Below are 24,308 nucleotides of genomic sequence, written 5' to 3' on the forward strand. Positions count from 1 at the left end.
ATCGCGCGCATGAAAAAGACCCGCCCTTCGCATTGCGAAGGGCGGGTCCCGCGTGACGATCGGTGCGGATCAGGCGTGTTCGGGCGTGCCGTGCAGTTCCGCTGCGACATTGGCATGCATTTCCGAACCGCTGGTGGCGATCGGCTCCAGCGCGTCGCTGTCGTTCCACAGGCCGACGCGGAAGCTGGCCGAGGTGCGACCCTCGCTGCCGTCGGGCAGGCGATAGCGGGCATCGGCGACCACGACCGGGTTGAATGCCTCGGGCAGGCCATCCTTGCGCAGCGTCAGGGTGGCGTCGACACGCTTGCCCTCACCGGCCGGGATCGTGACCGGCGGCACCGCCGCAGAGTCGCGATCGATCAGCAGACCTTCCATCTCGCTTGCCTCGGCTTCCGACAGCAGGAAGGTCGAGATGCGGACGTCGCGGGCATCGATGTCGCCGGCATTGGCGACGGTCAGCTCGATATCGACAAGCGCTTCGTCGGCGCTCGTGCCGGCACGAACCGGACGCATCCCGAATTCCAGCCACGGGCGCTTCGACACCGGCGCCGCAGCGGTCAGGCCGGCAACATCGTCCGATTCGGCCTTCACCACCTCGACCTCTTCGGCGGCTGCGGCATTGGCACGCATCGCCCGCTCGCGTTCTTCGCGCATACGGATCAGTTCGGGATCGCCGCCGACCGGACGGGCACGCTCACGCTCCTCGCGCATGCGGATCAGTTCCGGGTCACCGGCCGCCGTCGGGGTCGACGCATGGGCGGCGATCGGCGCTGCGGCGGCCGCAGCCAGCGCAGCCTCCCGCTCCTGGCGCATCCGGATCAGCTCGGGATCGCCGTCCACGCTCGGCGCGACGACCGGCTCGCGTGCCACCACCGGCTCGCGTGCGACGATCGGGTCACGGGCAGCAACCGGCTCGCGAACCACGACGGGCTCACGCGCCAGGACAGGCTCGTCGACGACGACGGGCTCCTCATAATAGACCTCGTCCTCGGTGCGACGGCGACGGAAGAACATCAGCGCGATCAGACCGGCCAGCACCGCTGCGCCGCCGAGGATCCAGGGAAGCAGCGAACCCTCGTTGCTTGCTTCGCTCTGCTGGGTCGTGGTCGTCGTATCGACCTGCGACTGGCTGGGATCGCCCTGAGTCACCGGCTCGGGGACGGTCGGCGCTGCGCCGGCGGCGCCGGGCGCTGCGGGTGCCGCCGCGTCAGCGGCCGGGGCCTGCGATGCCGCCGACTGGGTCGAAGGGCTCGCAGGAGCTTCGGCGACAGGTGCCGCCGCTGCAGGTGCGGCTGCCGCGCGCGAGCGCGTTGGAGCGGCAGTACGCGTCGAGGTCGTGGTACGCGTACGTGCCGGCTGGCTTTCGGCACGCGCTGCCGGGCGAGCCTCGGGCTCCGGCGTGGCCGGCGCCTGCTGGACCTGCGGCGTGTTCGGCGCGAACGTGATCGTCGGCGCGGGTTGGGCGGGCGCAGGTGCGGGCGTGGTCGCAGGCGCAGTGCTGGTCACCGGGGGCGGAGCAACACTTTGCTGCGGCGCGGACGCATCTTGGGCGAAGGCCGGGGTTGCGAGGAGCGCGGCGCCGATCAACAGCGCGGCACGGGGGCGAGTGGGGGCAAGTTGCTTCATCATGTCGCAAGTTAAATGAATGGAACTCGTCTTCGGCTCCGGCCGCTCTCGACGAATCGCCTGAATCAACAGACGAGTCGAAGCGGCTGTTGCGGAAACGTCACGACGGAACCTTTTTATGTTTCGCAGTCATAACGTTTTTATTGAACGGACTCCGGAAGCTTGAGAGCAAAATCAGCCAGGACTGAAACAAGTCGCCGCATCTCGCGCGATTACTTGGGCGCGATGCGCCATTTGTGCGGAAGGAGCGCACGACCTACGCTCCTCCGATGATTCGATTCCTGATGCTGTTGACGCTCGTCCTGACCGCGTTCCCCGCGGCGGCCGCCGACTGGCCCATAAGCGAGGGCGATCACGTCATCCGGGACTTTCGCTTCGCCAGCGGCGAGACGCTTCCCGAAGTCCGGATCCATTATACGACGCTCGGCACCCCCCACCGCGATGGCAAGGGCCGCATCGACAATGCGGTCATGGTGCTTCATGGCACCGGCGGCACAGGCAAGCAGTTCCTGGTGCCACAGTTCGCCGACGAACTCTACGGCCCCGGCCAGCCGCTCGACATCACCCGCTACTATGTGATCCTGCCCGACAATCTGGGCCATGGCGGCTCGTCGCGCCCCAGCGACGGGCTGCGCATGAAGTTTCCGCGCTATGACTATACCGACATGGTCGAGGCGCAGCGCCGGCTGCTCATCGACGGGTTGGGCGTGAGCGAGCTTCAGCTGATCCTCGGCACCTCGATGGGATGCATGCACGCTTTCATGTGGGGCGAAGCGCATCCCGGCTTCGCCAAGAGGCTTGCGCCCTTCGCCTGTCAGCCCGTGGCGATCGCCGGGCGCAACCGGATGTGGCGCAAGATGATCATCGACGCGATCCGCGCCGACCCGCTTTGGAACGACGGCAACTACACGACGCAGCCGATCGCCGGACTGCGTACCGCCGCCGCCCTGTCGGTGATCGCCGGCGGCAATGTCGTGGCGCTCCAGGCGAACTTCCCGACGCGCGAAGCGGCGGACAAGGCGCTGGACGAGGCCTTTGCCGTTCGTGGCCGCGGCGGGGACGCCAACGACGCACTTTATTTCTACGATTCCTCGCGCAACTATGATCCGTCGGCGCAGCTCGAGCGGATCACCGTGCCGGTGCTGTGGATCAATTCGGCGGACGATTTCATCAACCCGCCCGAACTGGGCATTGCCGAGCGCGAGGTGAAGCGGATGCCCCGTGCCCGCTATATCCTGCTGCCGGCGACCACCGAGACCAAGGGGCATGGCACCCACACCTGGGCGCGCTTCTGGAAAAACGATCTCGCACAGCTTCTCGCGACGCCCTAAAGCGGTGCCATGATCCTCGTCATCGACAATTACGACAGCTTCACCTGGAACCTGGTCCATTATCTGATGGAGCTGGGCGCCGAGGTGAAGGTGGTGCGCAACGATGCGCTGACCGCCCAGGAGGCGATCGCCAGCAATGCCCAGGCCTTCCTGATCTCGCCGGGCCCCTGCACCCCGAACGAGGCCGGGATCAGCCTCGACCTGGTCGCCGCCTGCGCCGACCAGCGCAAGCCGCTGCTGGGCGTGTGCCTGGGCCATCAGTCGATCGGCCAGCATTTCGGCGGCAAGGTCGTGCGCGGCGGACTGATGCACGGCAAGACCAGCCCGGTCGAGCATGACGGGACCGGCCTGTTCCAGGGCTTGCCCTCGCCCTTCACCGCGACGCGCTATCATTCGCTGATCGTGACCGAGATTCCCGAGGATCTGGTCGTCAACGCGACCGCCGGCGACGGATCGGTCATGGGCGTTCGCCACCGCGAACTGCCGATCCACGGGGTCCAGTTCCACCCCGAGAGCATCGCGACCGAACATGGCCATGCGATGCTTGCGAACTTTCTGAGCCTTTCCGGCATTGAGGCACGCGCACTGGCCTGATTTTCAGGGACACCGGGTCGGCGCGTCGAACGGGGACGCAGGGACAAGGGGTGCGCGCATGACCTTTTTCGAAAGCCTGATCGCGCTGCTGCTGGTGGCGGTATTGCTGCTCCAGGTGTCGCGGCGGCTGCGCATCCCCTATCCCACCTTGCTGGCCGCCGCCGGGGTGATCGTGGCGATGGTGCCGGGCACCCCGGCAATCGCGCTCGAGCCGCACACGGTCCTCGCCCTGTTCATCGCACCGGTGCTGGTCGATGCGGCGTTCGACTTTCCCCTCGCCGCGATCCGCAAGCTGTGGCGGCAATTATTCGCGCTGGCGGTCCTCGCGGTGCTCCTGACGACCGCTGTCGTCGCCTGGATCGGCTGGGCATTTGCCGGCCTGCCGATCGCCGCCGCCGTCGCGCTGGGCGCGATCGTCGCGCCGCCCGATGCGGCAGCGGCGACCAGCGTGCTGCAATCGGCAAAGCTGCCAAGGCGCACGGTCGAGGTGCTGACCGGCGAAAGCCTGCTCAACGACGCGTCCGCGCTGCTCCTGTTCGGCGCGGCCGTGGCGATCCAGGATCATGGCGCAGTCGACTCGTCGGTCGGGCTCAGGCTCGGCCTGGCGGTGCCCGGCGGCATCCTGCTCGGCATCGCCGGTGCCTGGCTGATGCGCCGCATCGTCCCCTATACGCGCGGTTCGCTGGGCGGGAATCTGCTGGAATTCGCCAGCACCTTCGCCTTGTGGATCATCGCCGAGCGGCTGGAGCTGTCGGCCGTCCTGTGCGTCGTCGCGATGGCGATGACGATCGCCGCCAGCCCGGAGGTCACCTCGGATGCGCGCAGCCGCGTCCAGTCCTTCGCGGTGTGGAGCGCGGCGGTGTTCCTGCTCAATATCCTCGCCTTCCTGCTGATGGGCATGCAGGTCCGCCAGATCCTCAGCCAGATGGACCCGCGCGGGATCGAGGAGGCGCTGGGCTTTGCCGGGCTGGTCGTGCTCGGCGTCATCGTCACCCGCATCGTCTGGGTATTGGCCTATAATCGCCTGAGCGCGCGCTTCACCGGACTGAGGGGTGACATCCCGCCCGCATCGCTTGCCCAGGGCGTTGCGGTAGGGTGGTGCGGCATGCGCGGGCTGGTGACGCTCGCCACCGCCTTCGCCCTTCCCGCCGACTTCCCGCAGCGCGACCTGATCGTCCTGTCCGCATTCGCCGTCGTACTCGCGACCCTGGTCTTTCAGGGGCTGACCCTGTCGCCGCTGATCCGCCTGCTGCGCCTGAACGACGGCGGGGCGGGCGAGCGCGAGGAGCAGGCCGCTCGGCTGGCGCTGATCGATGCCGCGATCGAGGCGATCGAGGGCGACGACAGCGCCCGCGCTGCGGACACGCGGCACCAGCTTCGGATCGATCGCGGCGCGCTGGAGGGCGACGCCGAGGATTTCGAGCATCGCCAGAGGCTCAAGCTGGCAACGGTCGCCGCCCAGCGCCGCCGCCTCGACGAGCTGCGCGAGACCGATGCCATCGGTGCGTCCGACTATCTCCGCCTGCAGGAAGAGATTGACTGGCGCGAACTGGCGATCGGTCCCGATGGTCGCCGATTGATCGAGGAAGGCTGATCGTCCGCCCGCCGCAGGCACGATGATTTCTTTCTCGACTTCGCCCCGCACCGACGGAATAGCTGCCGCGTGACCAGCTTTGCCCTTTTGCCCGATCCCAGCACCCCGCTGGCCCGCCAGAGCGCGGCCCAGGCGTTCGCCGACATGCTCGATGGCCATGTGCCCGAGGCCGAGATCGAAACCTTCCTGATCGCGCTGGCGGAGCGCGGCGAGACCAGCATCGAGATCGCCGAGGCCGCCCGGGCGTTGCGCGCGCGGGTCGTGCCGGTCAGCGCCCCCGAAGGCGCGATCGACGTGTGCGGCACCGGCGGCGACGGCCATCACACGCTGAACGTCTCGACCGCGGTCAGCCTGGTGGTGGCAGCCGCCGGCGTGCCCGTCGCCAAGCACGGCAACCGCGCGGCATCGAGCAAGTCGGGCGCCGCCGACACGCTGGAGGCGCTGGGCCTGAACCTCGACCGCGCCGCGTCGCGTGCCGAGGAGAGCCTGAACGATATCGGCATCGCCTTTCTGTTCGCGCAGCACCATCATCCCGCGCTCGCCCGGCTGGGGCCGATCCGGCGGCGCATCGCGCGGCGGACGATCTTCAACCTGATGGGTCCCCTCGCCAATCCCGCGCATGTCACCCGCCAGCTGATCGGCATCGCCCGGCCCGACTATGCCCCCATCTATGCCGAGGCGCTGGAGCAGCTCGGAACCCAGGCCGCGGCGGTGATCTCGGGCGAGGAAGGGCTGGACGAGCTGTCGACCGAGGTCGCCAGCGTCGCGGTCAATGTCGGATCGGCCCGCCTGCCGACACGCATCGTGCCCGAGGATGCCGGCCTGGCGCGCCATCCGCTGAGCGCGATCCGCGGCGGCAGCCCCGAGGAAAATGCGCTGGCGCTGCGTCGCCTGCTGCAGGGCGAACATGGCGCGTACCGCGACGCGGTGATCCTGAATGCCGCCGCCGCGCTGATGGTCGCCGGGCGCGCCGACGATCTGCGCGAAGGCGCGGAAGAAGCCGCCGAGTTTCTCGACAACGGGCTTGCCAATGCGCTGCTCGACTGCTGGATCGCCTTCTGATGAGTGACATGCTGGACCGGATCCTGGAAAAGAAGCGCGAGGAAGTCGCCGCGCGCAAGGCGGCGACCAGCGTCGCGCGCCTGGGCGAACTCGCGCTCGCCCAGACCCCGCCGCGCGGCTTTCGCGCCGCGCTGGATGCGAAGGTGGCGGCGGGCGGCTACGGCCTGATCGCCGAGGTGAAGAAGGCGAGCCCGTCCAAGGGGCTGATCCGTCCCGATTTCGATCCCCCCGCCCACGCCCGCGCCTATCAGGCGGGCGGTGCCGCCTGCCTGTCGGTGCTGACCGATGCGCCCTGGTTCCAGGGGCATGAGGACTATCTGGTCGCCGCGCGCGCCGCGGTGACGATCCCGGTGATCCGCAAGGATTTCATGGTCGATCCTTGGCAGGTGATCGAATCGCGCAGCATCGGCGCCGACGCGATCCTGATCATCGTGTCCGCGCTCGAAGACGGGCAGATGGCCGAGATCGAGGCGACGGCGATCGAACTCGGCATGGATGCGCTGGTCGAGGTCCATGGCCCGGAGGAGCTTGATCGCGCGCTGAAGCTGCGTTCGCGTCTGATCGGGGTGAACAACCGCAACCTGAAGGACTTCAGCGTCTCGTTCGAGCGGACCTATGAACTGGTCGGCCGCGCGCCCGCCGACTGCACCTTCGTTGCCGAAAGCGGCCTGACCAGCCGCGCCGATCTCGACGCGATGGCCGAACATGACGTGCGCTGCTTCCTGATCGGCGAGGCGCTGATGCGCCAGGACGATGTCGAGGCGGCGACGCGGGCGCTGGTGGGATGAGCCGCCTGACCCATCTCGACGAGAGCGGGGCGGCGCACATGGTCGATGTGGGCGACAAGGCAGTGACGAAGCGCGAGGCGGTCGCCACCGGCCGCATCGCGATGTCGCCCGAGGCTGCCTCGGCGATCGCGAACGGGCTGGTCAAGAAAGGCGACGTCCTCGCCGTCGCGCGCGTCGCCGGGATCATGGCCGCGAAGAAGACTGCCGAGCTGATCCCGCTGTGCCACCCCCTGCCGCTGACCCGGGTGGCGATCGACCTGGTGCCAGACGAGACCGGCGTGACCGCCACCGCGACTGCCGCCACCGATGGCAAGACCGGCGTCGAGATGGAGGCGCTGACCGCAGTCTCGACCGCTCTGCTGACGGTCTATGACATGGCCAAGGCGATCGACAAGACCATGATCCTGCAGGACATTCGCCTGGTATCCAAGACCGGCGGAAAGTCGGGCGACTGGACCGCCTGACGCGGCCGCGCGCTTGATCCGGCGGCTGCCGCCGCCTATCTGTCCCTCTTCCGAAAGCCCGAAAGGACAGGAATTTGGATTTCTCCCCGAACGCATCGCCGCTCTGCAATGCCCTCGGGAAGGTTCCTCTCCATGCCTGCCATCACGCTTTCCAATCTCGCCTGGTCCACGCCTGACGGCACCCGGCTCTTCGACGACCTGACGCTCGGCTTCGGGCGCGAACGCGCCGGCCTGATCGGTCGCAACGGTACCGGCAAGACCAGCCTGCTTCGCCTGATCGCGGGCGACCTCCTGCCGCATTCCGGCAGTATCTCGGTCGACGGCACCATCGCCCTGCTCCGCCAGTCGGTCGCGCCCGACGAGGGCGAGACCATCGCCGACCTGTTCGGGGTGCGCGACGCGCTCGACCTGCTCGACCGGGCAGCACGCGGCGACGCGGAAATGAACGAACTCGCCGAGGCGGACTGGACGCTGGAGAGCAGGATCGAGGGCGCATTGGCGCAGTTGCGCCTCGACGCACCGCTGGCGACCCCGCTGTCCACCTTGTCGGGCGGCCAGCGTACCCGCGCCGGGCTTGCCGCCGCGATCCTCGCCGAACCCGACTTCCTCCTGCTCGACGAACCAACCAACAATCTCGATCGCGACGGCCGCGACGCGGTGCTGACACTGCTCGCCGGCTGGCGCGCCGGGGCGATCGTCGTCAGCCATGACCGCGAACTGCTCGAGGCGATGGACGCGATCGTCGAACTGACCAGCCTTGGCGCGACGCGCTATGGCGGCAGCTGGAGCGCCTGGCGCGAGCGCAGGGCGCTGGAGCTCGCGGCGGTCGAGCACGACCTTGCCGATGCCGAGCGCCGACTCGCCCAGGCGGCGCGCGCCGCGCAGCACCAGGCGGAACGCAAGTCGCGCAAGGACGGTGCCGGCAAGCGCAAGGCAGCGAAGGGCGGCCAGCCGCGCATCCTGCTCGGCGCGATGAAGAACCGCGCCGAAGCCAGCAGCGGCGATGCGCGGCGCCTTGCGGAGCGCCAGATCGGCGACGCGCGCGACGTGGCCGAAGCCGCACGGGCCCGGGTGGAAGTGCTCAAGCCGATCACCGCCACCCTTCCGCCGAGCGGCCTTCCGGGAAATTATACGGTCGTACAATTGGACAGGCTGACGATCGGCCATGATCGGCCGCTGGCGCAGGAAATTTCCTATGCCTTGATCGGTCCCAGGCGCGTCGCGATCACCGGCCCGAACGGCAGCGGCAAGTCGACCCTGTTGCGCGTCATTGCCGGCCAGATGACACCGCTCGCGGGCACGGTCCGGGTCACGGACCGGCTGGCGATGCTCGACCAGCAGGCCAGCCTGCTCGACCCCAGCCTCTCGATCCGCGACAATTTTGCCCGGCTGAACCCCGGCGCGAGCGAGAATGCGTGCCGCGCGGCGCTCGCCCGATTCGCGTTTCGCGCCGATGCGGCGCTGCAGATCGTCGGCACGCTCAGCGGCGGCCAGACGCTGCGCGCCGGCCTCGCCTGCACGCTGGGGGGCGCGCGGCCGCCCTGGCTGCTGATCCTCGACGAGCCGACAAACCATCTCGACCTCGACTCGATCGAGGCGGTCGAGGCCGGCCTCAGCGCCTATGACGGCGCGCTGCTGGTGGTGAGCCATGACGCGGCATTCCTCGACGCGATCGGCATCGAGGAACGGCTGGCGCTGCCCGGCTAGACCTCGTTGCGGCGGAAGCAATCGGGTGCGTGGTCGTTGACCATGCCGACCGCCTGCATCCAGGCATAGACGATTACCGGTCCGACGAACTTGAACCCGCGCTTCTTCAGTGCCTTGGACATCGCCTCCGACACAGGCGTCGAGGCAGGCACGTCGACGCCCGGATTCACGCGGGGCGCTCCGCCGGCCATGTCCCAGACCCAGGCGGAGAAATCCTGGCCAGCCGCGCGCATCTCCTCATAGAGTCGCGCCGCCGCGATCGTCGCCTCGATCTTGGCACGCGAGCGGATGATGCCGGCATCGTTCATCAGCCGCTCGACATCCTCCGCCCCGAATGCCGCGACCTTCGCCGGATCGAACCCGGCAAAGGCCCGGCGAAACCCCTCGCGCCGGTGGAGGATGGTGCGCCACGACAGGCCCGCCTGAAAGCCTTCGAGCATCAGCATTTCCCATAATTGCCGCCCGTCGCGCACCGGCACGCCCCATTCGGTGTCGTGATAGTCGCGGTAGAGCGCATCCTCGCCCTCGGCCCAGCGGCAGCGTTTACTGGTCATGCGCCCTACCCTCCCATCGCGGCTCTTGCGCACCGATCATCGCATTCCGGATCCGACAGGGCCAGCCCGCGGCGTCGCGCTTAAGGGTTTCTTCAGCGACGAACGTCATGGAATTGCGGGGCGTTTCTGGGGTTCGGGTATGCGTGTGGCACTGCGATCGGCGACGGTCTTCTGTCTGGGTGCCGAGCCGCCCGCCTCCGTGCCGGTTCGCGCCACGCCCGAATATCTCGATTCCGCGTGGCTGGTACATGGCGAGACGCGACACCATTGCCTGGTTCGCAAGCTGGGCGCAGCGGGTGCGACGCTGCAACTGCTCGCTCCGGTCGCAGCCGGCGACCGTTTCGCGCTTCACATCGACAGCGGCCCGCTGCTCGACGGGGCGATCGGCTGGGCGGACGCCGGCGAGGCCGGTTTCCTGTTCGACCAGCGGATCGACATTGTAGGCGCGCTCGCCCGCAATCTCGCCGGACTGCCCGCCGACCGGCGCAGCGTGCCGCGGGTCGAGCTTGACCAAGCGGTTTCGGTGCGGCGCGACGCCCGGGTCCAGTTCGCCCGCGCCCGCGACCTCTCCCAGGCCGGCGTCGGGCTGCAGCTCGGGTTCGAGCTGTTCGAGGATGAGGCGGTCGAGGTCGCCTTTGATGGCCTGCGCCCGGTACCGGGCCGGGTTCGCTGGGTCCGCCAGGGTCATGCCGGCATCGCCTTCGATACGGAACTGGCCTGGCAGGTCCTGATGCCGTGGCTGCGCCAGATCCAGGACCGTCCGTCGCGGATCGACGTCGCCAGTCCCGCCGACATGCAGGATCTGGAGCCGGGCTTCGGGCTGAATACCGACAAGACGGCGCTGCACCTCAACGCCGCCGGCACCGCGCGACAGGGCACGCGCTGGTGGAACATCCGCGTGCGCAGCCTCAACGCGCTGATGGTCGAATTCGAGACCGACGCACCGATGGCGATGGCGACCCCGTTATGGATTCTGCTGGGCGGGACCACCGGCTGGCCGGCCACCGTGACCGAAGCCCGGGGGAGCCGCTACCTCGCCGAATTCCGCGTCCCCCTGCGCCAGCATGAACTCGATCGGATTGCCGCGCGCAGCATTTGAATGACGCCTATGACGACCCGGACGATGCACCAAGATAGCTGAACGTCGACAAGCGCCTGCCTCGCGCTTCTGACATGATGATGCCAAATAGAAATCGAAGCCGACGCTGGTTCTACACCCGATCGATTGCGACTCCACCCTGACAGGATTATGAAAGCGACTCGAAGGTCGCCAGTCGAGTCCCCCGGATCGCGGGATCATCTTCTCCATCGGAGAGTAATCATGGCAACGATCTTGTTTGGCGGCGGCGATGGCGGCGGCCTGATCATCACGGCCAATGGCGTTCGGCGGATTCCCCCCTTCGATCCGGCGATCTTCAAGCAGCTTCGGGCGACCGCACTGCTCACCAACGCCTATTCGCCCAAGGCCGACGCGGCGACGCGGCGCGAGCTTCAGGCCCTGGCGACCAAGGCGGCGAACCTGGTGGTCGGACAGGTCGAGGCGGACATCGGCCCGCTCGGCAGCGACGCGATGCTGATCTACGACGATGACGATGGCGGCTTCTATTGCGGCAGCACCGGCAAGCCGCCGATCCCGATCCCCTCCCCCCGCGAACTGCCGGCGGTGGTGCGCAACCTGCTGTCGAGCGGCGAGGTGCGGCCGGACCTGATCGATTTCGGCGACCGGCTGCGCGACAGCGGCACCAGCCTGAGCACCGCGCTGGAAGATCCGCAGGCGGCGGCCAAGGCGATCGGCATTCCGCTGAGCGATGCAACCGCCAAGGCGCTGCGCGCGATCGCCCCGTCGCGGCTGAAGGAGGTCAAGGACCGGACCGACAAGGAAGTGCTGACGCTGTTCCACAAGGTCCTGGACGACGGGCGCTATGTCGACAGCTGGACGATCCGTCCCGAGGAGACCGCCCGCCAGCTGGACGTGAAGCTCAGCAAGGCGGCGCTCGACCGGATCGTCGCGGTGTCGAACAATCCGATCGGCGACCCCGCAGGCCCGGTCAGCAATCCGGTGGCGATCGCGGTGGTGATCGGCGTGGTGATCATGCTGGTGCCGACCGAGGCGGGCCGATCGCGGCTGAACGTCCGGGACCTGTCCGCCATCCGCAAGTTCTGACGATGGCCGGATCGCCGGCACGCCCGCACGTGATCCTGGCGAGCATGCCCTGGACCACGCTGACCGAGCCCAGCCTGGGGCTGGCGATCCTGAAGGCGAAGCTGCGCGACCACGGCGTTTCCGCACGGGTCGCGCACCTCAATCTCGGGCTGCTGCGCTTCCTTCAGGCCAAGACCTATTATGCGCTGGCCAACATGTTCGCGCTGAACGATTTCCTGTTCAGCGGGACGATCGAGCACGACATCAGTCCGCATCAGCACCGCCTGCTGACCGGCGCCACCGCCAATCTGCTCGACTTCGGCATCATCGATGCGGACGACTGGGGCGGGCTGGACGGCGTGATCGAGCAACTGATCACCCTGCGGCAGGAGACGATCCCCGCCTGGCTGGACGAGGAAGCCGATCGAATCGCGGCGGAGCGACCGTCGCTGCTCGGCTTCACCTGCATGTTCGACCAGACGATCGCGTCGGTCGCGCTGGCGAGGCTCGTCAGGCTGCGCGCGCCCGGCACGATGATCGCGCTGGGCGGCTATGCCGTTCGCGCTCCCACCGCCCGGACGGTGATGCGCGCCTTTCCTTGGATCGACGCGATCTGCATGGGCGAAGGCGAGCCCGCGATCCTGGGCCTGGCGGAGGCATCGGTCGGGCAGATACCCCTGGAATCGGTTCCCAATTTGCTCATGCGCGGGGCGGACGGTGAACTGCACGAGACCGAGCCCGCGCCGCTGATCGATCTCGATCGCTCGCCGGCACCCGATTACGACGATTTCTTCGACGACCTGCGCACGCTGGAGGCCGATCATGCGGTGGCGATCGATATCGAGCGGCTGCCGCTGGAGAATTCGCGCGGCTGCTGGTGGGGACAGAAGAGCCACTGCGTGTTCTGCGGAATCGCCGACAGCGACATGGTCTATCGCGCACGGTCGCCGGACAGCGTGATCGCCGCGCTGGACCGCACCGCCCGGCGGCACGACATCCATGCCTTCCGCTTCTCCGACTATATCCTGCCCCAGGCCTATTACCGCACCTTGCTGCCCCGGCTGGCGGCGCATCCGGTGCGCTACACGCTGACCGGCGAGATCAAGGCGAACGTGAAGCCCGAATGGATGGCGGCACTTGCCGCGGCCGGGTTCACCGAGGTCCAGCCGGGGATCGAATCGCTGTCGGACAAGGTGCTGGCGACGATGCACAAGGGCGTCGCCGCGGTGCAGAACGTCCATACCCTGCTGCTCGGCAAGGGCGCCGGGGTGCTGGTCCATCACAACCTCATCTACGGCTTTCCCGACGACGAAGCGGGGGACTATCGCCGGATGCTGGCGGCACTGCCGCGGCTGTTCCACCTCGATCCGCCCTCGACCCGGTTGCCGGTCCAAATCACGCGCTTCGCCCCGCTGCAGGAACAGCCGGAGCGGTTCGGGCTGGCCGCGGCGCACCCCGCCGCCGACTATCAGATGATCTTCAGCGCCGCCTTCCTGGCGCGCAGCGGCTTCGACCTGGCCAGCTATTGCTATTATTTCGAGCGGCCGTTCGAGAATTCGCCCGAGCTCCAGCGTCTCTACCGCAGGATCGATGCGATGGTGGATCGCTGGAAGGACCTGCAGCGCCAGCGCGAAGTGATCCTGTCATGGCGCCAGGACGGCGACGGAATCGCGATCGTCGATACCCGCGGCGCCGAGCCGAGCCATTATCGGCTGGGCGGACTCGCCGCCGCCATGCTGGAGACGATGCGCGAGCCGATCCCGCGCGACCGGCTGATGGCGCGGTTCGCGGGCCATGGCGAGGACGGGCGCCAGACGCTGGAGCGGCTCGATCAGCTCGGACTGTTCTTCGAGGCGGGAGACCGGCTGGTCGCGCTGCCGCTGCCCGAGGAAACGCGCTGGCAGCATGAAGTCCCCCTTCCCGCCTGGACCGCGCGCAAGGCGGATCCGATCGCGGAAACCGACTTCGCCTGATCCGGGATCTGTGCCACGGCTGTCCGGATGGCAGTCCTTCTCCCCGTGGCGGATGCGCAGCAGCGACTGATCGCCCTCGCCCCCTCGGTCGATGTCGAGACCGTCCCGCTCGCGCAGGCACATGGCCGCTGGGCCGCAACCGAGATCGTCGCATTGCGCACCCAGCCCGACGCCGACCTGTCGGCAATGGACGGCTATGCCATCCGCTTCGACGACATGCCGGGGCCCTGGCAGGTGACGGGCGAGAGTGCGGCGGGGCACGGGTTCGACCAGGCCGTCGGGGCGGGACAGGCGGTCCGCATCTTCACCGGCGCCCCGCTGCCCGCGGGCAGCGACACGGTGATGGTCCAGGAAGAGGCACGGCGCGACGGCGCGGTGCTGCATCTGGCGGGCGAAGGGCCGCGGCATCACGGGCGCAACGTCCGGCGGCGCGGACTGGATTTCGCCGAGGGCGACATGCTGATCGCCGCCGGCGCGCGGCTGACGCCGCAGCGGCTGGCGCTGGCCGGCGTGGCGGGACATGCGACGCTTCCGGTGCGGCGTAGGGTTCGCGTCGCCTACGCCGCGACCGGCGACGAACTGGTCGAACCGGGCACCCCGCTGGCACCCGGCCAGCTGCCCGAGACCAACCGGCTGATGCTCGCGGCGCAGCTTGCCGGCCTGCCGGTCGAACTGATCGATCTCGGCATCCTGCCCGACCGCGCCGAGATACTGGAGGCGGCATTCCGGTCGGTCGATGCCGACCTGCTGGTCACCACCGGCGGCGCATCGGTGGGCGATCACGACCTGGTGCGGCCGGCACTGGAGGCGGCGGGGGCGACGATCGATTTCTGGCGCATCGCGCTGCGGCCGGGCAAGCCGATGATGGCGGGTCGCCTGGGCAAGGCGGTGCTGCTCGGGCTGCCCGGCAATCCGGTCTCCGCCTTCGTCACGACGCAGCTGTTCGTTCGCCCGCTGGTCGCGCATCTGTCGGGCGCCGCTCGCCCCTTCCCGGAGCCGCGGATCGTGACTGCCGGAGAGGCGCTGTCGGCCAACGACCATCGCACCGACTATCTGCGCGGGACGCTGGTTGACGGGCGCGCCTTCGCCTCGACCATCCAGGACAGTTCGATGCTGCGCACCCTCGCCCGCGCCGACTGCCTGATCCTGCGCGACCCGCATGCGCCCGCGGTCGAGCGAGGCGCGCCGGTGGCGATCCTCGATATCGCTTGACACGCTTCCGGAACATTGCGTAAACGTTCCCAGTCTGTTCCAACGAGAGGACCCGGGGCATGCTCACCCGCAAGCAGCACGAGCTGATCTGCTTCATCAACGACCGTCTAAACGACACCGGCGTCTCGCCGTCGTTCGAGGAAATGAAGGAAGCGCTCGACCTCAAGTCCAAGTCCGGTGTCCATCGCCTGATCTCGGCCCTGGAGGAGCGCGGTTTCATCCGTCGCCTCGCCAATCGCGCCCGCGCGCTGGAAGTCATCAAGATGCCGGAGCGTGGCGAAACCAGGTCTGCGCCCGCCGCCAAGGCGCCGGTCGAGGACAATGTCGTCGCCCTGGCCCCGCGGGTTCGCGAACCGGCCAATGACGTCCTCGAAATTCCGCTGCACGGCCGGATCGCCGCCGGTACCCCGATCGAGGCGCTGGAAGGATCGTCGATGCTTCCGGTTCCTGCCGCACTGCTGGGTGCTGGCGAGCATTATGCGCTTGAGGTTGCGGGTGACTCGATGGTCGAGGCCGGTATTCTGGACGGCGACTATGCGCTGATCCGCAAGACCGAGAGTGCGCGGGACGGCGAGATCGTCGTCGCGCTGATCGACGAAGCCGAGGCGACGCTGAAATTCTTCCGCAAGGAAGGATCGATGGTCCGGCTCGACCCCGCCAACCGCGATTATTCGCCGCAGCGTTATGCGCCCGGCCAGGTGCGGATCCAGGGCAAGCTCGCCGGATTGCTGCGCCGCTATTGATCCTGTTCGCCGCCAGCCCGGATCGGGTCGGCGGCGACAGCGTCCGCCCCCGCCGCGGCGCGATAATGACGCTGCGCCCAGAAATTGATTCCGAAGCGCGAGTCCTCGAAACGGCCTGAGGGCACGCTGACCGGCAGCACTTCGTGGATCGCCAGGCTGGGAAAGGCGATCAATCCGTTCTGACGCGGCTCCAGGTCGACACAGGCGCGCTTGCCGTCGGCGCCGGGCATCTTCGCCAGCAACCTCAGCGTACCGCCCGAATAACCCTGCGGCTCGCGGTGGAAATGATAGACGATCGTCACCACCCGGTCGTGCGGATGTCGGCTGAGCCCGGTGGCGGTGTCGTGATGCGGCCGGATATGACCGCCATCGCCATAGACGACCATCTCGATCTCGAACCCGTCGCGCCGGAAATGCGCCATGCCGAGATCGGCGAGGATGCCGGGCAGCAGCGCGTCGATATGCGCGACGCTGGTCCGCTTCCAATCCGCGCTGCCATAGAAGCTGCGCGCGCGCCTGCGATCGTCGCTGACCTGGCCCTTGCCCACTCTCGAGTCCGACAGCGCCGTCTCGTTGGCGAGCGCCCAGTCGATCAGCGCGGCATGCTCCGCCTGCGGCAGCACGTCGTCGCGGCGGGCGTGGATGGGCGGACGCTGAAGCAGGTTCATGCGACCGCCGCCGGCGGCGTCCGGCGCACCCAGCAATTGATCGCGAAGCGCGAGTCGGCAAAGTCGCGAGACGGACAGGCGACCGGCATGACTTCATGCCGGGCCCAGGCAGGAAAGACCGCCAGGCTGTTCTGGGTCGGCGGCACGTCGCCATAGGAAATGTCATGCGCCAGCGAGTGGAGACGCAGGGCACCGCCCTGGAATCGCTTCGGCTCGCGGTGAAAATAATAGACGGCGGTGATCATCCGAAAGGCTGCGGACCCGGGCCGGGGGGTTCGCCCGCCGCCCACGCCGGTGTCGACATGGCGGCGGTAGAAGGCGCCGTCATTATAGGCGACCATGTCGAACTCGAGCTGGTCGAGCGTGAAGGGCGCAATGCCAAGCGCCGCGCACCAGCCCGGCACCAACGGCATCATGGTCGCCGTCAGCGGCGCCACCCAGGGCCGGGGGCCTTCGCCTCTGAGGCTCAGTGAATTGCGGAAGCCGGTGTCGAGCGCCCGCTCCCGCCCCAGCCCGGACGGCTCGAACCGCGCCTGGTTCGCCAGCGTCCAGTCGATCAGCGCAACATGGTCTGCGGCCGGGAGAAAGTCGGAAATGACGAGGTGCGGCGGGACGCGGTCGAGCGGGTTGGTCATCGCCCCGCCGCCGCCAAAACCGCGACAGCCGATCGCATCGACGGCTCAACAGCTAACGCACGCATCAATCGCCTCTCCGACGGGGTGTCCGCTGTCGTGGCGGCATCACCCGGGGCGGGTCAAGCCATGGATGCTGCGTGCCGCGGCTGACCGTGGCGACATGGCCATCGGAAAAACGGATCGCGACGCCGCCGGTCCGCGCCAGCATCGCGCGATCGAGCTTCAGCCAGCGCGGCGTGCAACCCAGCGGCAGTCGCCGGTCGCTGACGACGATATCGCTTCGCGCACACAGCGCAGACATCTCCGTCCAGGGCAGATGATAGGCGCTGCGCGTCGCGGCCACCCGCCAGCGGCGCTCGCCCGCGGCGACGTCGATCGCGCAGACATCGGGACTGCAGCGCGCCGCCGGCTCCTCGCCGAGCAATGCCAGCGTTTGCTCGCCGCCATTTTCGGCCAGGATGTCGCGCATATAGTCGCCCGCACGGTCGCGCAGCAGCGCCATCCCGCCATTGGCGGTCCGGATCGCCAGATGGCGCCCGTCGCTGGTCACCAGCAGATCGGGCGGCGGCGTCATCAGCGCCCAGGCCATGCCGATCGTCAGCGGCACCGCCCCGACCAGCCGGATCCGCGTTCGCCACAGGGCGAGCCAGAGTCCACCAGCCACGCAGAGCGCGAAGGCAGCCATCGGCATGGCGGGCAGCGCCGCGACCGCGCCCGGTGCCGACGACACGGTGCGCGCGATCCACAGCAGCAGGTTCAGCGCCTGCGCCGTCAGCCACCAGACCGGTGCGCCAAGCCCGACCAGATCGAGCAGCAAGGCCAGCGCCTCCAGCGGCATGATGACGAAGGTCGTCAGCGGGATTGCGACGATATTGGCCAGCGCCCCATAGAGTCCGGCCTTGTGAAAGTGGAACAGCGCCAACGGCATCAGCGCCAGTTCGACCGCGATGCCGGTCAGCAGCAGCGACGCCAGGCCGCGCGTCAGCCGCACCGCCCGCCCCTCGCCCTCGCGTCGCTCGAACCACCGGCGCACGGTACGATTCTCGTGCAAGGCGACGATCGCGGTGACCGCGGCGAAGCTGAGCTGGAAGCTGGGCCCCGCCAGCGCCTCGGGCCAGAGCAGCAGGACGAAGCACGCGCCGGTCGCGACCAGCCGGAGCGTGATCGCCTCCCGCCCCAGGCTGAGCGCGAGCAGCACCAGCAGCGCCGCGGCGCAGGATCGGATCGTGGGAACTTCGGCGCCGGTCAGCAGGGTATAGCCGATCGCGGCCGCCGCCCCCGCACCCGCGGCGACCAGCGGCAGCCGCAGCCGCAGCGCCAGCCAGGGACTGAGCGCCAGCAGGCGCAGCACGACCAGCATGGTGCCCGCGGTGACCGCGGTGACGTGGAGGCCGCTCACCGACAGGAGATGGGCCAGGCCCGATCGCTGCATCGCCTCCGAATCCGCGTCGGATATCGCGCCGCGATCGCCGGTCGCCAGCGCGCTGGCGATGCCGCCTGCGCTTCCCTCGATACGCGACTGGATATGCGCCGACAGGCGGGTGCGCAGGTCGTGGCCACCCTCGCCGCCCCCGGACAGGATCGTGACCGGCGCGAAGCCGCGGCCGGTGGCGCCGATGCCGTCGAACCAGGCGACCCGGGCGAAGTCATAGGCGCCGGGAACCGCGGGCGGCGGCGGCGGCATCAGCCGCGCGCGCAGGCGCACGACACTGCCCCGCACAAGGCCCGCCGGCACGTCCGCCTCCGCCAGATTGACGCGCACCCGGGGCGGCAGGTCGGTGCGGTCGACCGGCATCAGGCGCAGCCGGACCAGACCGCGCGCCGGCAATTGCTCGAGCCGTTCGACCCGCGCATCGAAGGCAACAACCGCCGGCCGGGCAAGCACCGGCGCGGCGACGCGATCGGCCCGCCACCAGATCCAGCTGCAGCCGAGCGCCAGACCCAGGGCGACGACGATCACCGCCCTTCCCAGGCGGCCGCCCGCCGGGAGCGCGACGCCGACGACCGCCAGCGCGGCGGCCGCAGCCAGGAACGCCAGCCACTGGTCGGGGCCGGGCAGCAGGAACCAGGCCGTGATTCCCGCGCCCAGAACCACTGGAACCCACAGCACCAGTTGCTCGCGCTCAGCCTCCAGCCGGCGTTCGATTGTCGAAAAGACCGTGAAACCCCAGTGCCGCACTGTCGTTTGAAGGGCGGTCAGGCCCGTGCTAGGGGCCTCGGCGGCTGAACTGGCCATATTATTTCAAGTCTGGGAGCAGGCGCGGTTGAGCGCATCATCTGAGACCGGTACCACCACCGGCACCACCATCGTCACGCGCTTCGCGCCGTCCCCCACGGGATACCTCCATGTCGGCGGCGCCCGCACCGCGCTGTTCAACCTGCTCTTCGCGCGCCATCACGGCGGCAAGTTCCTGTTGCGCATCGAGGATACCGATCGCGCACGCTCCACGCAGCCCGCGATTGCAGCCATTCTCGATGGAATGCGCTGGCTCGGGCTCGATTGGGACGGGGACGAAGTCTATCAGTTCGCCCGTGCCGAGCGCCATGCCGCGGTCGCCAACGAGATGGTCGAGAAGGGCGCGGCCTATCGCTGCTACCTGACGCAGGACGAACTGGCGGCGATGCGTGCCGAGGCGGAAGCGGCGAAGAAGCCGCTTCGCATCCGCTCGCCCTGGCGCGATCAGGTGCCGAACGAAGCGGGCAAGCCCTATGTCGTGCGGCTCAAGGCGCCGACCGAGGGCGCGACGACGATTCGCGACCTGGTCCAGGGCGAGGTCACCGTCCAGAACAGCGAGATCGACGATCTGGTGTTGCTGCGGTCCGACGGGACGCCCACCTATATGCTTGCGGTCGTGGTCGACGATCACGACATGGGGGTCACCCATGTCATCCGCGGCGACGATCATTTGAACAACGCGTTCCGCCAGCTGCCGATCTATCGCGCGATGGGCTGGCCCGAGCCGAACTATGCGCACATCCCGCTGATCCACGGATCGGACGGCGCCAAGCTGTCCAAGCGCCACGGCGCGCTGGGCGTCGACGCCTATCGCGACGAGCTGGGCATCCTGCCCGAGGCACTGGGTAATTATCTGCTCCGGCTCGGCTGGGGTCATGGCGATGACGAAATCATCAGCCTCGACCAGGCGATCGAATGGTTCGACCTCGCCGGCGTCGGAAAGTCACCAAGCCGGTTCGATCTCAAGAAGCTGGAGAACCTGAACGGTCACTATATCCGCGAGGCGGATAATGACCGACTGGCCGATCTCGTCGCCGCACGCCTTGATTTCGAACTCAGCGAATCGCAGCTCGACCTGTTGCGCCGCAGCATGGGCGAACTGAAGCCGCGCGCCGCCAATCTCATCGAGTTGGCCGATGGCGCGGCCTTTCTGTTTCGCACCCGCCCACTGGAATTGGACGAAGCGGCCAAGCCTCTGCTAGAGGGCGCCGCAAGGGGGCTGCTGGCCCAGCTTCATGCGGCCCTTGACGGCGCGCAAAGCTGGGATACGGAAGCGCTCGAAACGGCGGTACGCAAGGTCGCCGAGGATGCAGGGGTGAAACTCGGCGCTGTCGCGCAGCCGCTTCGTGCTGCGCTGACCGGCCGCAAGACCTCCCCCGGCATCTTCGACGTCCTCGTGCTGCTGGGCCGCGAAGAAAGCCTTGGACGGATCGCCGATCAGATCGACGCAACCGCCTGACGAAAACGAAAGGACTGACCATGACGGACACCACGCTGAAGATCGGGGAAGCAGACTATCCCGTCCTCTCCGGGAGCGTTGGTCCGGAAGTCGTCGACATCCGCAAGCTTTACGGCAAGACCGGGATGTTCACCTACGACCCGGGCTTCACCTCGACCGCCAGCTGCGAATCGGGCCTGACCTATATCGACGGCGACGAGGGCGTCCTGCTCCATCGCGGCTATCCGATCGGCCAGCTTGCCGAGCATTCGAGCTTCATGGAGGTCAGCTACCTCCTGCTGAACGGCGAGCTGCCGAACCAGGCCGAGCTCGACAAGTTCAACTACACCATCACCCGCCACACGATGCTGCACGAGCAGCTGGCGACCTTCTATCGCGGCTTCCGCCGCGACGCGCACCCGATGGCGGTGATGTGCGGCGTGGTCGGCGCGCTGTCGGCCTTCTATCACGACTCGACCGACATCACCGATCCGCACCAGCGGATGATCGCCAGCCACCGGCTGATCGCGAAGATGCCGACGATCGCGGCGATGGCGTACAAGTACAGCGTCGGCCAGCCGTTCCTCTATCCGCAGAACGACCTGAGCTACACCGGCAATTTCCTGCGCATGACCTTCGGCGTTCCGGCCGAGGAATATGAGGTCAACCCGGTGGTGGAGAAGGCGCTGGACCGCATCTTCATCCTCCATGCCGATCACGAGCAGAACGCGTCGACCTCGACCGTGCGCCTGGCCGGTTCGTCGGGTGCCAACCCGTTCGCGTGCATCGCGGCGGGCATCGCCTGCCTGTGGGGCCCGGCGCATGGCGGCGCGAACGAAGCGGCGCTGAACATGCTGCACGAGATCGGCCGTCCGGAGCGGATTCCGGAATATATCGCGCGCGCCAAGGACAAGAACGATCCGTTCCGCCTGATGGGCTTCGGCCACCGCGTGTACAAGAACTACGACCCGCGCGCGACCGTCATGCAGAAGACCGTGCGCGAGGTGTTCGCCGCACTGAAGGTCGACAATCCGGTGTTCGAGGTTGCGCTGCAGCTCGAGGAAATGGCACTGAAGGACGATTATTTCGTCGAGAAGAAGCTGTTCCCGAACGTCGATTTCTATTCGGGCGTGATCCTGTCGGCGATCGGCTTCCCGACGACGATGTTCACCGCATTGTTCGCGCTGGCCCGCACCGTCGGCTGGGTCGCTCAGTGGAACGAGATGATCTCGGATCCCGAGCAGCGCATCGGCCGTCCGCGCCAGCTCTACACCGGCCCGACGCAGCGCGACTATCTGCCCGTCGACAAGCGCTGAAGTCCCGATCGCGGCCCGGCTCCGGCCGGGCCGCACGGTTCTTCTCTCCACCATCGGCGGATACGAACCGGAGGCCGCTCGTTTTCCGGAGACGTCCCGCACCGGCGGGACGAATGACTGGAGCCGATGATGCGCCGCACCCTCCTGACCCTTGTCGGTATCCTCGCGCTGATCGCGGGGCTGGTCTTCATGCTCCAGGGATTCGGCGTGATCCGCTATCCGGCCAGCAGCATGATGATCGACAACAGCGTGTGGATCACGCGCGGCGCGGTGATCGCGGCGCTGGGCGCGCTGGTGATCGCCGGGATGCGCGTCGTCCCGGTGCGCCGGCGGCGACGCTGACCGCCCTCAATCGGTGCAGGCGTCACCGATCCAGTCGGTGAACGCAACCATCGCGGCGCTCGGCGTGCGCGACTTGAGCCAGGTCAGCCAGTAGCGGCCGGTCGCCACTTCCTGCGCGAACGGCCGTACCAGCGCGCCGTCGTCGAGCACGCGGGTCAGCATCGCCGGCGGTGCCAGCGCCACGCCCAGCCCCTGCAGCGCAGCCTCGGCCATCGCCAGCGAGGAATCGAATACCGGTCCCTTCAGCGGGGACGCGGTGATGCCCGCCACGGCGAACCAGCGCGACCATTCGTCGGCGCGGTACGAGCGCAGCAGCGGCATCGCCAGCAGGTCGCGCGGCGCATGCAGTTCGCGGGCGAGCGCCGGCGTGCATAGCGGCGTCAGCGGCGCTTGCATCAGCCCGACGCTCTCGGTCCCGTGCCAGGCGCCATCGCCGAAGCGGATCGCGAGATCGAGCCCCTCCCCCGCCAGGTCCACTCGATTGTTATTGGTGAACAGCCGCAGGTCGATGCGCGGATTCGCCGCGTGGAAGGCGGGAAGGCGCGGCATCAGCCAGCCGGTGGCAAAGGTGCCGACCGCCGCGACCGACAGCAATTGCGTCGCCTGTCCGGTCGCGATCCCCTCCACCAGTTCGGCGATCCGGTCGAAACTGTCCGCCAGCGTCGGCACCAGTGCAAGCCCCTCATCGGTCAGCGCCAGGCCGCGCGGCAGGCGGCGGAACAGCTGCACGCCGAGCCGCGCCTCCAGCCCCTTGACCTGATGGCTGATCGCCGCCTGCGTCACGCACAGCTCGATCGCGGCGCGGGTGAAGGACAGGTGCCGGGCCGATGCCTCGAACGCACGCAGCGCATTGAGCGGAAGATGCGGCCGGACCATCGCCGAGCCATAAGTTTTCCTGGGGTCAGAGGCCAGCTTTGATCCTTTGTGCGGGTGACACCGATGGGTCAGTTTCGCACCATCAAAAGATGGAGAGCGCAGCCGTGACACGAGATCGCCAGACCCCCTGCACCCGCACCGCGCTTCCGACCTTCGGTCTCGCGATCGCCGGACTGGCCCTGTCGGTTTCGCTCGTCGGTGCCGCCCTTGCGCAGGATGACGGTGGCTGGACCGACCAGCGGCGCGAGTGGAACCAGCCGCAGGAGCCGTTCCGCATCGCGGGCAACGTCCATTATGTCGGCACCGCCGGCCTGTCGGCGTTCCTCATCACCGATCCCAAGGGTCATGTGCTGATCGACGGCGGCCTGCCGGAGAGTGCGCCGCTGATCCTGGCCAATATCCGCAAGCTGGGGTTCGACCCGAAGGACGTGCGAATCCTGCTGATCAACCATGCGCATTTCGACCATTCGGGCGGGCTTGCCGAACTGAAGCGCGCGACCGGCGCGAAGCTGCTCACGAGCGCCGGGGATCGCGCCGACCTGGAGAGCGGTCACACGGCCGGGCGCGACGACCTGCTCGACTTTCCCAAGGTCGCGGTCGACCGGGTGATCGCCGATGGCGCGCATATCCGGCTCGGCAGGATCGACCTGGTGACGCGCGTGACCCCCGGCCATACCCCCGGCTGCACCAGCTGGACGACGAAGGTCAGCGAGGGCAAACGATCGCTGAACATGGTCTTCGCCTGCAGCATCAGCGTGGCGGGACGCGAACTGACGCCGGAGGCGCAGAAGCAGTTCGCCTCGACCTTCGCGACGTTGCGCGGGCTTCGTGCCGACATCTTCGTCAACTTTCATCCCGATGCCTTCGATCTGGCGGGCAAGCGGAAGCGTCAGCAGGCGGGCGATGCCCTCGCCTTTGTCGACCCCGCCGAGCTCGGGCGGCAGGTCGATGCCGCCGAGCGCACTCTGCGTGGCGAACTGGCCAAGCGGCCGAACTGAGCGAACCC

Annotated in this window: 22 protein-coding genes; 16 read left to right on the forward strand and 6 right to left on the reverse strand. The window is 68.3% G+C overall.

The window, feature by feature from the left end:
* Window positions 1-69 precede the first annotated feature (69 nt).
* On the reverse strand, window positions 70-1,626 hold the full coding sequence (locus tag TPR58_RS09920; protein ID WP_346246488.1) for a hypothetical protein: 1,557 nt from the start codon (window positions 1,624-1,626) through the stop codon (window positions 70-72).
* Between the two features lie 284 nt (window positions 1,627-1,910).
* Here TPR58_RS09920 and TPR58_RS09925 point away from each other — a divergent pair, with 284 nt between their 5' ends.
* From TPR58_RS09925 to TPR58_RS09955, 7 genes are all read left to right on the forward strand, one after another.
* Window positions 1,911-2,957 (forward strand): alpha/beta fold hydrolase, encoded by a 1,047-nt coding sequence (locus TPR58_RS09925; RefSeq protein WP_346246489.1) that lies wholly within the window; start codon window positions 1,911-1,913, stop codon window positions 2,955-2,957.
* A 9-nt stretch (window positions 2,958-2,966) separates the two neighbouring features.
* Entirely contained in the window at window positions 2,967-3,551 is a 585-nt protein-coding gene (locus tag TPR58_RS09930; protein WP_346246490.1) for an anthranilate synthase component II, read from the forward strand.
* Between the two features lie 58 nt (window positions 3,552-3,609).
* Window positions 3,610-5,145 carry a cation:proton antiporter gene (locus TPR58_RS09935; RefSeq protein ID WP_346246491.1) on the forward strand — a complete coding sequence of 512 codons (1,536 nt, stop codon included), beginning with the start codon at window positions 3,610-3,612 and terminating at the stop codon, window positions 5,143-5,145.
* Window positions 5,146-5,214: 69 nt separating this feature from the next.
* A complete protein-coding gene (trpD, locus tag TPR58_RS09940) occupies window positions 5,215-6,207 on the forward strand; it encodes an anthranilate phosphoribosyltransferase (RefSeq protein ID WP_346246492.1) in 993 nt (330 codons plus the stop codon).
* A complete protein-coding gene (trpC, locus tag TPR58_RS09945; protein WP_346246493.1) occupies window positions 6,207-6,995 on the forward strand; it encodes an indole-3-glycerol phosphate synthase TrpC in 789 nt (262 codons plus the stop codon). The genes trpD and trpC overlap by 1 nt, the downstream gene beginning before the upstream one ends.
* Window positions 6,992-7,459, forward strand: a complete 468-nt coding sequence (moaC, locus tag TPR58_RS09950; protein WP_346246494.1) for a cyclic pyranopterin monophosphate synthase MoaC — start codon at window positions 6,992-6,994, stop codon at window positions 7,457-7,459. Before trpC ends, moaC begins: the two co-directional genes overlap by 4 nt.
* 132 nt (window positions 7,460-7,591) lie before the next feature.
* Window positions 7,592-9,166, forward strand: coding sequence for an ABC-F family ATP-binding cassette domain-containing protein (locus TPR58_RS09955; protein WP_346246495.1), 1,575 nt, complete (start codon window positions 7,592-7,594; stop codon window positions 9,164-9,166).
* Here TPR58_RS09955 and TPR58_RS09960 read toward each other — a convergent pair.
* Window positions 9,163-9,720, reverse strand: a complete 558-nt coding sequence (locus tag TPR58_RS09960) for a DNA-3-methyladenine glycosylase I (protein ID WP_346246496.1) — start codon at window positions 9,718-9,720, stop codon at window positions 9,163-9,165. The genes TPR58_RS09955 and TPR58_RS09960 overlap by 4 nt on opposite strands.
* A 139-nt stretch (window positions 9,721-9,859) precedes the next feature.
* On the opposite strand from TPR58_RS09960, the gene TPR58_RS09965 reads away from it, so the two are divergent.
* The 5 genes from TPR58_RS09965 (at window position 9,860) to lexA (ending at window position 15,791) form a co-directional block, all read left to right on the forward strand.
* Window positions 9,860-10,819 carry a PilZ domain-containing protein gene (locus TPR58_RS09965; protein ID WP_346246497.1) on the forward strand — a complete coding sequence of 320 codons (960 nt, stop codon included), beginning with the start codon at window positions 9,860-9,862 and terminating at the stop codon, window positions 10,817-10,819.
* Window positions 10,820-11,041: 222 nt separating this feature from the next.
* Window positions 11,042-11,884: a hypothetical protein gene (locus TPR58_RS09970; protein WP_346246498.1), complete on the forward strand. Its 843-nt coding sequence runs from the start codon at window positions 11,042-11,044 to the stop codon at window positions 11,882-11,884.
* 2 nt (window positions 11,885-11,886) lie between these two features.
* The gene (locus TPR58_RS09975) at window positions 11,887-13,836 is read left to right on the forward strand and encodes a RiPP maturation radical SAM C-methyltransferase (protein ID WP_346246499.1); all 1,950 of its coding nucleotides are present in this window, start codon (window positions 11,887-11,889) and stop codon (window positions 13,834-13,836) included.
* 27 nt (window positions 13,837-13,863) lie between these two features.
* Window positions 13,864-15,048 carry a molybdopterin molybdotransferase MoeA gene (locus TPR58_RS09980; protein ID WP_346246500.1) on the forward strand — a complete coding sequence of 395 codons (1,185 nt, stop codon included), beginning with the start codon at window positions 13,864-13,866 and terminating at the stop codon, window positions 15,046-15,048.
* 59 nt (window positions 15,049-15,107) lie between these two features.
* Window positions 15,108-15,791, forward strand: coding sequence for a transcriptional repressor LexA (lexA, locus tag TPR58_RS09985; protein WP_346246501.1), 684 nt, complete (start codon window positions 15,108-15,110; stop codon window positions 15,789-15,791).
* Here the strand turns inward: lexA and TPR58_RS09990 are convergent.
* From TPR58_RS09990 to TPR58_RS10000, 3 genes are all read right to left on the reverse strand, one after another.
* On the reverse strand, window positions 15,785-16,459 hold the full coding sequence (locus TPR58_RS09990) for a 2OG-Fe(II) oxygenase (protein ID WP_346246502.1): 675 nt from the start codon (window positions 16,457-16,459) through the stop codon (window positions 15,785-15,787). The two genes, lexA and TPR58_RS09990, sit on opposite strands and share 7 nt — an antisense overlap.
* Window positions 16,456-17,094, reverse strand: a complete 639-nt coding sequence (locus TPR58_RS09995; RefSeq protein WP_346246503.1) for a 2OG-Fe(II) oxygenase — start codon at window positions 17,092-17,094, stop codon at window positions 16,456-16,458. The genes TPR58_RS09990 and TPR58_RS09995 overlap by 4 nt, the downstream gene beginning before the upstream one ends.
* 64 nt (window positions 17,095-17,158) lie before the next feature.
* Window positions 17,159-19,204 carry a ComEC/Rec2 family competence protein gene (locus TPR58_RS10000; protein WP_346246504.1) on the reverse strand — a complete coding sequence of 682 codons (2,046 nt, stop codon included), beginning with the start codon at window positions 19,202-19,204 and terminating at the stop codon, window positions 17,159-17,161.
* Between the two features lie 154 nt (window positions 19,205-19,358).
* Here TPR58_RS10000 and gltX point away from each other — a divergent pair, with 154 nt between their 5' ends.
* The 3 genes from gltX (at window position 19,359) to TPR58_RS10015 (ending at window position 22,426) form a co-directional block, all read left to right on the forward strand.
* Window positions 19,359-20,789, forward strand: coding sequence for a glutamate--tRNA ligase (gene gltX, locus TPR58_RS10005; RefSeq protein WP_346246505.1), 1,431 nt, complete (start codon window positions 19,359-19,361; stop codon window positions 20,787-20,789).
* A gap of 20 nt (window positions 20,790-20,809) precedes the next feature.
* Window positions 20,810-22,084, forward strand: a complete 1,275-nt coding sequence (locus TPR58_RS10010) for a citrate synthase (RefSeq protein ID WP_346246506.1) — start codon at window positions 20,810-20,812, stop codon at window positions 22,082-22,084.
* Between the two features lie 129 nt (window positions 22,085-22,213).
* Window positions 22,214-22,426, forward strand: coding sequence for a hypothetical protein (locus tag TPR58_RS10015; protein ID WP_346246507.1), 213 nt, complete (start codon window positions 22,214-22,216; stop codon window positions 22,424-22,426).
* A gap of 6 nt (window positions 22,427-22,432) precedes the next feature.
* Here the strand turns inward: TPR58_RS10015 and TPR58_RS10020 are convergent, their stop codons facing one another.
* On the reverse strand, window positions 22,433-23,302 hold the full coding sequence (locus TPR58_RS10020; RefSeq protein WP_346246508.1) for a LysR family transcriptional regulator: 870 nt from the start codon (window positions 23,300-23,302) through the stop codon (window positions 22,433-22,435).
* A 104-nt stretch (window positions 23,303-23,406) separates the two neighbouring features.
* On the opposite strand from TPR58_RS10020, the gene bla reads away from it, so the two are divergent.
* Entirely contained in the window at window positions 23,407-24,300 is an 894-nt protein-coding gene (gene bla / locus TPR58_RS10025; protein WP_346246509.1) for a subclass B3 metallo-beta-lactamase, read from the forward strand.
* Window positions 24,301-24,308: the final 8 nt, after the last annotated feature.

The organism is Sphingomonas rustica, from assembly GCF_039652585.1.
Lineage (GTDB): Bacteria > Pseudomonadota > Alphaproteobacteria > Sphingomonadales > Sphingomonadaceae > Sphingomonas > Sphingomonas rustica.

Excerpts from the sequence above, each read along its gene's own strand:
- TPR58_RS09920 (WP_346246488.1), bottom strand. The coding sequence starts at position 1,626 with ATGAAGCAACTTGCCCCCACTCGCCCCCGTGCCGCGCTGTTGATCGGC.
- TPR58_RS09925 (WP_346246489.1), top strand. The coding sequence starts at position 1,911 with ATGCTGTTGACGCTCGTCCTGACCGCGTTCCCCGCGGCGGCCGCCGAC.
- TPR58_RS09930 (WP_346246490.1), top strand. The coding sequence starts at position 2,967 with ATGATCCTCGTCATCGACAATTACGACAGCTTCACCTGGAACCTGGTC.
- TPR58_RS09935 (WP_346246491.1), top strand. The coding sequence starts at position 3,610 with ATGACCTTTTTCGAAAGCCTGATCGCGCTGCTGCTGGTGGCGGTATTG.
- trpC (WP_346246493.1), top strand. The coding sequence starts at position 6,207 with ATGAGTGACATGCTGGACCGGATCCTGGAAAAGAAGCGCGAGGAAGTC.
- moaC (WP_346246494.1), top strand. The coding sequence starts at position 6,992 with ATGAGCCGCCTGACCCATCTCGACGAGAGCGGGGCGGCGCACATGGTC.
- TPR58_RS09955 (WP_346246495.1), top strand. The coding sequence starts at position 7,592 with ATGCCTGCCATCACGCTTTCCAATCTCGCCTGGTCCACGCCTGACGGC.
- TPR58_RS09960 (WP_346246496.1), bottom strand. The coding sequence starts at position 9,720 with ATGACCAGTAAACGCTGCCGCTGGGCCGAGGGCGAGGATGCGCTCTAC.
- TPR58_RS09965 (WP_346246497.1), top strand. The coding sequence starts at position 9,860 with ATGCGTGTGGCACTGCGATCGGCGACGGTCTTCTGTCTGGGTGCCGAG.
- TPR58_RS09970 (WP_346246498.1), top strand. The coding sequence starts at position 11,042 with ATGGCAACGATCTTGTTTGGCGGCGGCGATGGCGGCGGCCTGATCATC.
- TPR58_RS09975 (WP_346246499.1), top strand. The coding sequence starts at position 11,887 with ATGGCCGGATCGCCGGCACGCCCGCACGTGATCCTGGCGAGCATGCCC.
- TPR58_RS09980 (WP_346246500.1), top strand. The coding sequence starts at position 13,864 with ATGGCAGTCCTTCTCCCCGTGGCGGATGCGCAGCAGCGACTGATCGCC.
- lexA (WP_346246501.1), top strand. The coding sequence starts at position 15,108 with ATGCTCACCCGCAAGCAGCACGAGCTGATCTGCTTCATCAACGACCGT.
- TPR58_RS09990 (WP_346246502.1), bottom strand. The coding sequence starts at position 16,459 with ATGAACCTGCTTCAGCGTCCGCCCATCCACGCCCGCCGCGACGACGTG.
- TPR58_RS09995 (WP_346246503.1), bottom strand. The coding sequence starts at position 17,094 with ATGACCAACCCGCTCGACCGCGTCCCGCCGCACCTCGTCATTTCCGAC.
- TPR58_RS10010 (WP_346246506.1), top strand. The coding sequence starts at position 20,810 with ATGACGGACACCACGCTGAAGATCGGGGAAGCAGACTATCCCGTCCTC.
- TPR58_RS10015 (WP_346246507.1), top strand. The coding sequence starts at position 22,214 with ATGCGCCGCACCCTCCTGACCCTTGTCGGTATCCTCGCGCTGATCGCG.
- TPR58_RS10020 (WP_346246508.1), bottom strand. The coding sequence starts at position 23,302 with ATGGTCCGGCCGCATCTTCCGCTCAATGCGCTGCGTGCGTTCGAGGCA.